Annotated in this window: 7 protein-coding genes and 1 pseudogene; 2 read left to right on the top strand and 6 right to left on the bottom strand. The window is 72.5% G+C overall.

Going from position 1 to position 10,503, the window contains the following annotated elements; translation table 11 throughout:
• Nucleotides 1-155: 155 nt before the first annotated feature.
• The 4 genes from ACRX5S_RS14825 to ACRX5S_RS14810 form a co-directional block, all read right to left on the bottom strand.
• On the bottom strand, nucleotides 156-1,145 hold the full coding sequence (locus ACRX5S_RS14825) for a malate dehydrogenase (RefSeq protein ID WP_436773364.1): 990 nt from the start codon (nucleotides 1,143-1,145) through the stop codon (nucleotides 156-158).
• Nucleotides 1,146-1,300: 155 nt separating this feature from the next.
• Entirely contained in the window at nucleotides 1,301-1,603 is a 303-nt protein-coding gene (locus tag ACRX5S_RS14820; protein WP_436773363.1) for a DUF3017 domain-containing protein, read from the bottom strand.
• 341 nt (nucleotides 1,604-1,944) lie between these two features.
• A complete protein-coding gene (locus ACRX5S_RS14815; protein ID WP_436773362.1) occupies nucleotides 1,945-2,802 on the bottom strand; it encodes a bifunctional methylenetetrahydrofolate dehydrogenase/methenyltetrahydrofolate cyclohydrolase in 858 nt (285 codons plus the stop codon).
• 56 nt (nucleotides 2,803-2,858) lie between these two features.
• The gene (locus ACRX5S_RS14810; RefSeq protein WP_436773361.1) at nucleotides 2,859-4,973 is read right to left on the bottom strand and encodes an FUSC family protein; all 2,115 of its coding nucleotides are present in this window, start codon (nucleotides 4,971-4,973) and stop codon (nucleotides 2,859-2,861) included.
• A gap of 715 nt (nucleotides 4,974-5,688) precedes the next feature.
• On the opposite strand from ACRX5S_RS14810, the gene ACRX5S_RS14805 reads away from it, so the two are divergent.
• Nucleotides 5,689-7,170 (top strand): Cys-Gln thioester bond-forming surface protein, encoded by a 1,482-nt coding sequence (locus ACRX5S_RS14805; RefSeq protein ID WP_436773360.1) that lies wholly within the window; start codon nucleotides 5,689-5,691, stop codon nucleotides 7,168-7,170.
• Between the two features lie 268 nt (nucleotides 7,171-7,438).
• Here the strand turns inward: ACRX5S_RS14805 and purH are convergent, their stop codons facing one another.
• Complete coding sequence (purH, locus tag ACRX5S_RS14800) at nucleotides 7,439-9,007, bottom strand: bifunctional phosphoribosylaminoimidazolecarboxamide formyltransferase/IMP cyclohydrolase (RefSeq protein ID WP_436773359.1); 1,569 nt, start codon at nucleotides 9,005-9,007, stop codon at nucleotides 7,439-7,441.
• Nucleotides 9,004-9,648, bottom strand: a complete 645-nt coding sequence (gene purN / locus ACRX5S_RS14795) for a phosphoribosylglycinamide formyltransferase (protein WP_436773358.1) — start codon at nucleotides 9,646-9,648, stop codon at nucleotides 9,004-9,006. The genes purH and purN overlap by 4 nt, the downstream gene beginning before the upstream one ends.
• Nucleotides 9,649-10,280: 632 nt before the next feature.
• Between purN and ACRX5S_RS14790 the strand changes: the two are divergent.
• Nucleotides 10,281-10,503 (top strand): annotated as a pseudogene (locus ACRX5S_RS14790) (hypothetical protein); the annotation flags it as partial.

Genomic DNA, 10,503 nt, shown 5'->3' with positions numbered 1-10,503 from the left:
TCTACGTGGGGGGGGCAGGCGGGCACCCCTGGCGACCGGGTCGTGCGGGCCCCCGGTGGTGCGGGCCCGGTGGTGCGAAGCCCCGGCTTGCGGTCCCGTGTTGCGCGCTGATGCGAGCCGGTCCCGCGGCCCGGCACGTCGCCGGGCCGGTGGGCTCAGATCAGGCCGAGCTCGCGCACCGCGTCGCGCTCCTCGGCGAGTTCGCGCACCGAGGCGTCGATGCGGCCGCGGGAGAACTCGTTGACGTCCAGGCCCTGGACGATCTCCCACTTGCCGTCCTTGCAGGTGACCGGGAAGGACGAGATGAGCCCGGCCGGGACGTCGTACGAGCCGTCCGACACGACGCCCATGGACGTCCAGTCGCCGGCCGCGGTGCCGTTGACCCAGGTGTGCACGTGGTCGATGGCCGCGTTCGCCGCCGACGCCGCCGAGGACGCGCCGCGCGCCTCGATGATCGCGGCGCCGCGCTTGGCGACGGTCGGGATGAACGTGTCGGCGAGCCACGCCTCGTCGTTCACCGTCTCCGCGGCGTTCTTGCCGGCGATCTCCGCGTGGAAGATGTCCGGGTACTGGGTCGCGGAGTGGTTGCCCCAGATCGTCAGCTTGCTGATGTCCGAGACCGCGGCGCCGGTCTTCTGCGCGAGCTGCGAGATGGCCCGGTTGTGGTCGAGGCGGGTCATCGCGGTGAAGCGCTCGGCCGGGACGTCCGGCGCGTGCTGCTGCGCGATGAGCGCGTTGGTGTTGGCCGGGTTGCCGACCACGAGCACCTTGATGTCGTCCGCGGCACCGGCGTTGATCGCCTCGCCCTGCGGCTTGAAGATGCCGCCGTTCGCGGACAGCAGGTCGCCGCGCTCCATGCCGGCGGTGCGCGGGCGCGCGCCCACCAGCAGCGCGACGTTGGCGCCGGCGAACCCCTCGGTCGGGTTGTCGAAGATGTCGATGCCCTTGAGCAGCGGGAACGCGCAGTCGTCCAGCTCCATCGCGGTGCCCTCGGCGGCCTTGACCGCCTGCGGGATCTCCAGGAGGCGCAGCTTGACCGGCACATCCGGGCCGAGCAGGTGGCCGGAGGCGATACGGAACAGCAGCGCGTAGCCGATCTGGCCGGCCGCGCCGGTGACGGTGACGTTGACGGGCGTGCGGGTCATCGTGGCGATCTCCTGCTACGTGGCGGGTGAGGGTTCCCGGAACGGGATATCTCGTGATCGAGATACTTCCGACGGCCACCCTACTCCGCCCGGGATGCCCCGATGACCGGTCCGGTGCGGCATGTGGGAAACACCACCGAAACCGGCCTCGGAGGTCAGCCGGTGCGGCGCGGCACCCAGGGCAGATCGACCAGCGGCGGGGGGACGGACAGGCCGAGCATCACCACGGCGCCGCCGAGGACGAGCATGACCATCACGTCGGTGAACCGGCTGCGTACCGCCAGGATGCCGACCTCGCGGACGAATATCCGCAGTATCGCGGCCACCCCGAGGGTGCCGCCGATCATGAGGGTGGCCGAGCGGAACCCGAACAGCGCGGCGATCACCAGCGATCCGGCCAGCAGCGCCAGGACCAGGACCGCGGGCCACTCGCGCAGGCCGCCCGGCCCCGTCGGCATGGTGCCGCCCTCGGGGACGAACGTGCCGTCCTCCCGCGACCCCCGTCCGGAGCGCGGCGCGCGGCGCGACCCCCGTGACGCGGCCCGCCCGGGCCCGGCCGGCCCGCCGTGCCCGGCACCGCGCCCGACGCCGTGGCCCGGTCCCCGCGGTGCGGCCGGTGAGTTCGCCATCGCCGTCACCGCACGCGGCCGCGGTCCGCCGGGAACCCCGTCCCGCCGGCGTCCCGGCCGCGAGCCGGCTTGTGGGCCATGCCTGTTGCCCTCCTGATGTCCGAGCGGTCCACTCTAGTGGGATCCCCGTGCGAACGGTCGAGGCATCACGGCAGCCCGGTGCCCGCCGCTCAGCGGTTCGCGAGCTGCCGTTCGGCCGCCTCGACGACGTTCGACAGCAGCATCGCGCGGGTCATCGGCCCGACGCCGCCCGGCATCGGCGCGACCCACGCGGCCTTCTCGAAGACCTCCGGGTGCACGTCGCCGACCAGGCCCTGGTCGGTGCGCGTGATGCCGACGTCCAGCACGACCGCGCCGGGCTTGACGATGTCGGCGTTGACCAGCCCCGCCACCCCGGCCGCGGCGACGATGATGTCGGCCTCCAGGGCGTGCCGGGTCAGGTCCTTGGTGCCGGTGTGGCACAGCGTCACGGTCGCGTTCTCGGTGCGGCGGGTCAGCAGCAGCCCGATCGGGCGGCCGACCGTGACGCCGCGGCCGATCACGCACACGTCCGCGCCGTTGAGCGGGATGTCGTACCGGTGCAGCAGCTCGACGATGCCGCGCGGGGTGCACGGCAGCGGGGCGTCCTGGCCCAGCACGAGGCGGCCGAGGTTGGTGGGGTGCAGGCCGTCGGCGTCCTTGTCCGGGTCCATCAGCTCCAGCACGCGGTTGGCGTCCAGGCCGCGCGGCAGCGGCAGCTGCACGATGTAGCCGGTGCACGTCGGATCCGCGTTCAGTTCGCGGACGACCGCCTCGACCTCCTCCTGCGTCGCGGTGCCGGGCAGCTCGCGCTGGATGCTCGCGATGCCGACCTCGGCGCAGTCGCGGTGCTTGCCGCGCACGTAGGAGTGGCTGCCCGGGTCGTCCCCGACGAGGACGGTGCCGAGACCGGGAGTGATTCCCTGGGCCTTCAGGGCCTCGACACGGACCGCGAGTTCGGACTTGATGGTGGCGGCGGTCGCCTTGCCGTCGAGCTTCTGCGCCTTCAAGGGGTTCTCCTGATCCACGGGTGCCGGCCGTCTCCCGGGCGGGGATGCGCCGCGGGTCACCTCGATTGTCCCGTACGCGGCGCATCGGCCTCACGCACCCTGCGCGGAGGGGCGCTGAGGTGGGTGAGCACCTGCGAGGCGACCCCGGTGCCGGGTCGGCGGGCACCGGCGACGAGGGCGTACGTCAGGCGCTTGAGGTGCTGGCGGAGCACCGGGTGCCCCCACAGCTCGGGCAGCTCCGGGGCGATCGGCGCGCGGCGCTGCTCCGCGGCGGCGGCCAGGGCCTGGATGTAGGCGTCGAGCTTCTCCGCGTCCTCGTCGGTGAACGGGGCCTCCGCGGGCTTGCCGTAGACCGCGAGGTCCTCGGGGTCCAGCGCCACCTTGTAGTCGGCGAGCTGGTCGGCCGCGGGCTTGAGCGGCGCGGCCATGAGGCGGAAGCCCAGGCGCTGCACGATGACAACCGCGGGCCACAGCCGCTCCACGCTCCGGCGCCGCCCGACCAGTTCCCCGAGCGAGGATTCGTAGACCGTCCACAGGTCGATCAGCTCGCGGCGCACGGCGGTGCGCAGCTTGAGCCACGCCGTCGCGTTCTCCTGCGCCTCTCCGGCGACGACCGCGCGCATCATCATGCCCTCGGCGCGGATCGCCCGGCCGAGGGCGGCGGGCAGACGTTCGGTGGACGCGCGGCGCCACAGCACGAAGCTGGCGCAGACGCCGATGCCGAGCCCGATCAGCATGTCCAGGAGCCGTGTGGAGGCGAGGTCGCCGACGTGGCGTTCCGGGTCGCCGGCGCCGACGAGCAGCAGCGGGACCGGGGTGATGCAGGCGACGCCCGCGACGAGGTTGCGGCGCATGAGGGTCTGCGCGGCGCCGTACAGCAGCGTGACCATGACGACGGTCGCCCACGGCCCGGGCGCCAGGTCGTGCAGGAAGACGGTGACGACCGCGACGCCGACGAACGTGCCGATCGCGCGTTGCAGCGCACTGCCCAGGTCCAGGACGGCGTTGCCGCCCTGAAGGGCCGCGGCGGCGCCGATGGCGACCCACGACGGGTGCACGATCGGCAGGATCTCGGCGAGCCCGGTGGCGGCGCCGACCGCGAGGCCGGTGCGGACGGCGGCCGGGGGCAGGCGGGACGCGCGGCCCGCGGCGGCCCGGAGGAGTTCGAGGGTCCCGGGGCGGTCGCCCTTGAGCGCCTCGCCCTGCGGCATGGCCGGTTCGCCCGCGGCCCGTACGGCGTCCCGCAGCGCGGCGCGCAGCCGCCGCTGGCCGTTGGTCTCGGTGTCGGCGAGCAGCGTCGGCAGGGCGGGGCTGAGGCGCGGTCGGCCGGCGGCGTCGGCGAGGCCGCGCACCGCGTCGCCGATCTCGGGGGGCAACGGCCGGGAGCGCTCCTCGGCGAGGAGTTCGCCCGCGTGGAAGATGTCGTGCGCGCGGCGTACCAGCACCTGGAGGCGGCGGGCCTCGCCGGACAGGCGCGAGCGGCGGCCGTCGGCGCGCAGGAGCATGACCCAAGCGCCGTAGACGGCCTGGGACGCCTGGTGCCGGGCGGCGTCCACGCGCGGGCCTCCGATGGCGTCGAGGAAGCCCGCGACGGCGGTGAACGCGTCGGCGATGGCGACGTGTTCGGGGTGGGCGGGGCGTACGAGCCAGCCGGACATGGAGATGAGCCAGCCGCCCGCGGAGCCGATCAGCAGCAGCCCGACGTTCTGCGGGATCTCGGAGGTGCCGCCGGTGGCGAAGGTGCCCATGGCGCACACCAGCGTGAACATGTACCCGCCGGGGCGGCCGACGCGGAGCGCGCCGCACATGAAGGTCGCGGTGGCCGCGACGACGGCGATGACCAGCGCGGTTACCCAGCGGTGTCCGGCGGCCAGGGAGCCGGCGGTGTAGGACGCGGCGAGGCCGAGGCCGACGGCGGCGAGCACGCGGGCGCGCCGGGCGTACGGCTCCCGCGCCGCGTACAGCACCGAGTACCCGCCGATCGCGGCGGTGGCGCCGTGCGCGACCCCGCCGACCGCGGTGACCAGGGCGAACGGGAGGCCGACGCCGAGGGCCGCACGCACGCCGTTGGCCCAGGCGAAGCGGTCGTCGGTGAGGGTGACGATCGGGCGCAGCGTCCCGGCGGCGCTGTGGCCGAGATCGGCTGGGTGCTCCTCCGGGAAAAGGGGCAACGGGCCTGCGGGTCCCCGGTCGAAGGTGCGCACAGGAGCCGAACCGCGCGGCGGCTTCGCGGCGCGCCGACCGGGCCCAGGGCCTTTGGACATATGCCCCAACCGTTGATGAATGCCGGAAAATTACATACCCACCGTATTCTCCCATTTTTTAGCTCCTTAAACCCCATACAGCACGCAAGTAACAATTTGAGCGGCTCGACCCATCCCATTCCCGCCACAACGCAGGCCCCCTTTACAGAAGCCGCAATCTCCTTCATAATTTCCCTGTCCCGCGCACCCAATGGGTCGGCGCGGACAGTCGGCGTACCCATCGCATCGACATTTCCGATGGCATCCGGGCACCCTTGACGGCCTGTGGCGTGCCCATTTCCCACCATCGGCTCCTCGATCGACCGTGCGCCCCCCGGCCAGTCGCATACTGCGGAGAGCAACCAGACCGAGCCGGGACCATGCACCGTCGCGCGCCCTCACAGCGGACGGCGCACAAATACGCGTCACTTCTCAGCTGCATGCCACAAAAGAAGAGCCAGATATGTCGACACGTACGGCAAGTCGACAAAAAGCGCGCGATTTTCCACAAGATTCGCGTTTTTACGAATTGACTTCAGATCCGGTATCCCTGGATTGTTGCTCCTGGTGGCTCAAGGTAGGCACTCGCTGTCCACCCCGCGCATAGAAGCCGCCTTCTTTCTCGCAAGGAGACATCTCTTCCATGTTTCGGACACAGCGGGGCATCTCCCGCGCGGGCTCGGCAGTCGCGGTGGCGGGTGCGACTGTCGCGGCGTTGCTGCTCACGCCGGGGAGCGCCATCGCCGACATCGGCATGACGGCCAAGTACGACGGCAGCGTCGACGGCACCAAGGGCAGCGTCTGGCTCAAGGTCCCCGACGAGAACAACCCCGGTAAGTTCACGTGGCGCCACCCTGTCACGAACCTGAAGAAGCTGAAGGCCGACGGCGGACTCATCAAGGTCTACTGCATCGACCTCGCCACGAGCATCAAGGCCTCGTCCGAGTACCGCGAGGGTTCGTGGAGCGACTCGTGGCTGAACGACTCGGAGAAGACCCGCAAGATCAACTGGGTGCTGAACAACTCGTACCCGAAGATCGACAACCTGAACGCGCTGGCCACGACCGCCGGCATCGACGCGGGCAAGCTGGACATCCCCGAGGCCGTCGCCGCGACGCAGGCGGCGATCTGGCACTTCAGCAACGGCGCGCAGCTGCCCGGCCAGGACAAGCAGGGCGACAAGCAGGTCGCCGAGATCGTCAAGCTGTACAAGTTCCTGACCGGTAGCAAGAACACCGGTGTCCAGGAGCCGAAGCCGGCGCTCACCCTGGACCCGGACTCCGCGCAGGGCGTCCCGGGTGACACCCCGATCGGCCCGCTGAAGATCGAGACGAACGCGACCGGCAAGGTCGACGTCAAGGTCGACGGCAAGACCCCTGAGGGTGTGTCCCTCGTGGGCAAGGACGGCAAGCCCGTCGCCGACGCCAAGAACGGCACCGAGCTGTACGCCAAGGTCCCCGCGGGCACCGAGGCCGGCAAGCTGTCGGTCACCGCCCAGACCGAGACCGCGATCAGCATCGGCCGCGTCTTCATCGGCAAGAACCGCAAGGACACCCAGACGCTCATCAGCGCCGGTGCGACCTCGGTCAAGGCCACCGCGAAGGGCTCGTTCACGTGGGCCCCGCAGCCGAAGCCCGTCCCGGGTGCGGACAGCAAGATCGACTGTGCGCAGGGCGGCCTTGAGGTCACCCTGACGAACTCCGGTGACGCGCCTGCCGACTTCCAGGTCGGCGGGACCAAGGTGACGGTCCCGGCCGAGAGCAGCAAGAAGCACCTGGTGAAGGTCGGCGAGGACCAGGACTACACCGTCAAGGTGACCGGCCCGGAGGGCTTCGAGAAGACCTTCGAGGGCAAGCTCGACTGCGAGACCCCGCCGCCGGTGGTCGAGGAGCCCGTCCCGAGCCCGAACGCGCCGGAGGAGCCGCTGGAGGAGGAGCCCACCCCCTCGACGACCCCGACCCCCTCGGCACCGGCCCCGTCGCCCAGCCCGAGCGGACCGGAACTGGCCGAGACCGGTGGTTCGGACTCCAGCACCGGCCTGATCGCCGGTATCGCCGGAGCCCTGCTGCTGGCCGGTGGTGGAGCGGTGTTCCTGAGCCGCCGCCGCGGAGCCCGTCAGAGCTGAGATGAGCGCCGGACCGGCAGTCCACCGGTCCGGCGTCCGTCCGACATCAGGTAAGGCACGTTGAAAGGGCCCCGTCGTGACGACGGGGCCCTTTCAACGTGCCTGATGCGGTGGACCGGGAATCCCCACGGTCCTCGCTCGCCCGGACACCACCGCCCGGGCAACGAGCGACGGAGGGCCCCGGACTTCGAGTCCGGAGCCCTTGTGCGTCCGCCCACGGCGCTGAGGCCGGTCGGTGCCCGAACGGCCTCAGCGGCGAGTCAACGGGTCAGTGGAAGAAGTGCCGTGTGCCGGTCATGTACATCGTGATGCCGGCCGCGCGTGCCGCCTCCACGACCAGTTCGTCGCGCACCGAACCGCCCGGCTGGACCACGGCCTTGACGCCGGCCGCGGTCAGCACCTCCAGGCCGTCCGGGAACGGGAAGAACGCGTCCGACGCGGCGACCGCGCCGATGACCCGCTCCCCCGCCCGCTGCACCGACAGGCGCGCCGAGTCGACCCGGTTGACCTGCCCCATGCCGACGCCGACGGTCGCGCCGCCGGAGGCAAGCAGGATGGCGTTGGACTTCACCGCACGCACCGAGCGCCACGCGAAGACCAGGTCGCGCAGCGTCGCCTCGTCCGCGGGCTCGCCGGCCGCGAGCGTCCAGTTCTCCGGGTTGTCGCCGGGCGCCTGGAAGCGGTCGGTGTTCTGGAGCAGCAGGCCGCCGTCGATCTGCCGGAACTCGGCCACCGCGGACGGCGGTTCGGGCGCGCGCAGCACCCGGATGTTCTTCTTCCGGGCCAGCGCCTCGACCGCGCCCTCCTCGTAGTCCGGCGCCACGATGACCTCGGTGAAGATCTCCGCGACCCGCTCGGCCATGGCCAGCGACACCGGGCGGTTGACCGCGATCACGCCGCCGTAGGCCGAAACCGGGTCGCACTCGTGCGCGAGGCGGTGCGCCTCCGCGACGTCCGCGCCGATCGCGATGCCGCACGGGTTGGCGTGCTTGATGATCGCCACGCACGGCAGGTGGTGGTCGTACGCCGCGCGGCGGGCCGCGTCGGTGTCCACGTAGTTGTTGTACGACATCTCCTTGCCGTGCAACTGCTCCGCACCCGCGAGCCCGCCCGAGCCGGCGCTGTACAGCGCGGCCGCCTGGTGCGGGTTCTCGCCGTACCGCAGCACCGCCTGGCGCTCGCGCGTCGCGCCGAGGAACGCCGGGAACTGCTCGTCGTCGGCGGGCGCGTAGGTGGTGGAGAACCACGACGCGACCGCGACGTCGTACGCCGCCGTGTGCGCGAACGCCTCGCCGGCCAGGCGCTTGCGCGCGGCCAGGTCGAAGCCGCCGTCCGCGACCGCGGCGAGCACATCGGCGTAGCGCGACGGGCTGGTGACGACCGCGACCGACGGGTGGTTCTTGGCCGCCGCGCGGACCATCGACGGGCCGCCGATGTCGATCTGCTCGACGCACTCGTCGGGCGTCGCCCCCGAGTCGACGGTGGCCTGGAAGGGGTAGAGGTTCACCGCGACGAGGTCGAACGGCTGGACGTCCAGCTCGGCCAACTGCTCCCGGTGCGACTCCAGCCGCAGGTCGGCGAGGATCCCGGCGTGCACGCGCGGGTGCAGCGTCTTGACGCGGCCGTCGAGGCACTCCGGGAACCCGGTCAGCTCCTCGACCTTGGTCACCGGCACCCCGGCGGCGGCGATCCGGGCGGCGGTGGACCCGGTCGAGACGAGCTCGACCCCGGCGGCGTGCAGCCCCTGGGCGAGCTCCTCAAGCCCGGTCTTGTCGTACACGCTGACCAGCGCGCGGCGGATCGGACGCTTGCCTGAGGAGCTCTCGGGGGTGCTCATGATCCGAATCGGACCTTTCTTCCTTCGATGCGGTAGCCCTCGCGGGCGAGGCGGCCCACGATGTCGACGAGCAGGTTGCGCTCGACAGTCTTGATGCGCTCGTGCAGCGCGTCGCCGCCGTCGGCCTCGTCGGCCTCCTCGACCGCGACCACGCCCTGGGCGATGATCGGGCCGGTGTCGACGCCGGAGTCGACGAAGTGAACCGTGCAGCCGGTCACCTTGGCGCCGTACGCGAGCGCGTCGCGCACGCCGTACGCGCCGGGGAACGACGGCAGCAGGGCGGGGTGGGTGTTGACCGTGCGTCCCTCGTAGCGGCCGAGGAACGCGGGGCCGAGGATCTTCATGAAGCCGGCCGACACGACGAGGTCGGGCCGGTGCGCGGCGACCGCGTCGGTCAGCGCCCGGTCCCACGCGGCGCGGTCCTCGTGGTCGCGGACCCGGACGACGAAGGTCGGGACGCCGGCCTTCGCGGCGCGCTCCAGGCCGCGGATGCCGTCGCGGTCGGCCCCGACGGCCACGATCTCGGCGCCGTAGCCGGGGTCCGCGCTCGCGTCCAGCAGGGCCTGGAGGTTGCTGCCCGACCCGGAGACGAGGACGACGAGCCGCGCGGGCCCGGGGGTGCGCGGGGCGTGTTCAGCCACTGCGGAGGCTCTTTCCGAACGAGGGCGCGAGCGGTGGGTGCGACCGGCGGCGCGGCCGCCTCGCGCCCCTCCGGCACCCCGCGGAGGCATCCGGGTGCGGATGCCGGCGGGAGCCAAGGGGAACACGCGGGCAGCGCCCGATCGTCAGCAACGATAGCGTCAGGTGGTGCGCGGTACCGAACCCGGGGACGGGGTCGGTCCGGGTCATGCGTACGACGTGCCGGGCGCCGCGGGCGGCCGCGGCGGAGGTACGCGTATGGCCCCACCGCCCGGACCGGGGACGGCGCGCACACGTACGATCCCGGGTAATGGTTCGCATAGGCCGGCTCATGGAGCCGGGCCCAGGGCACGGAGGTAGGGCGCTCTGCTGGACGACGCCGGGCGCGGCACGGTCGCGAAGGCCCGTGGCATGGACGCGCGTGAGGCATTGGGAGCGGGTGCCCCTTGGGGATCCGGCACGACGAGGGCAGGCACACACATGAATGAGCGGAGCGGGCGAACCGATTCGGGGACGCGTTTCGCGAATGCGGCCGCCGAGCCTGGCGAGGTGGCGGCGTGACGGGGTGGAGAGAGCGACCCGGCAGGGGAACGCGTTGCGCCCACGCGGCCGCCGACCGAGGCGAGGTGGCGGCATGAGCACCGGCAACGAGACCGACGAGCGCGACCCGTACGCCCCGCCGCCGGAGGGTGCGCCGGACCGCCCCCCGGCCGCGCCGTGGAACCTGCCCGGTTCGGGCGGCGCCGACGGCTCGGACGGGTCCGGGGGTTCGGGCGGCTCGGGGGGCTCCGGCGGGTCCGGAGGGTCGGGCGGAGGCGGCGGCCCGTGGGGCGGTCCGCGGCAGGGCCGCGACCGCC

Source organism: Yinghuangia sp. YIM S09857 (genome assembly GCF_051388915.1).
Taxonomy (GTDB): Bacteria; Actinomycetota; Actinomycetes; order Streptomycetales; family Streptomycetaceae; genus Yinghuangia.
Note: the sequence above shows the minus strand (reverse complement) of the source record. Positions and strands in the feature narration are given on the sequence as shown.

What these genes read in the sequence shown, in the direction of transcription:
- ACRX5S_RS14825 (WP_436773364.1), bottom strand. Translation starts at nt 1,145, where the DNA reads ATGACCCGCACGCCCGTCAACGTCACCGTCACCGGCGCGGCCGGCCAG.
- purH (WP_436773359.1), bottom strand. Translation starts at nt 9,007, where the DNA reads ATGAGCACCCCCGAGAGCTCCTCAGGCAAGCGTCCGATCCGCCGCGCG.
- ACRX5S_RS14820 (WP_436773363.1), bottom strand. Translation starts at nt 1,603, where the DNA reads ATGCCGACGGGGCCGGGCGGCCTGCGCGAGTGGCCCGCGGTCCTGGTC.
- ACRX5S_RS14805 (WP_436773360.1), top strand. Translation starts at nt 5,689, where the DNA reads ATGTTTCGGACACAGCGGGGCATCTCCCGCGCGGGCTCGGCAGTCGCG.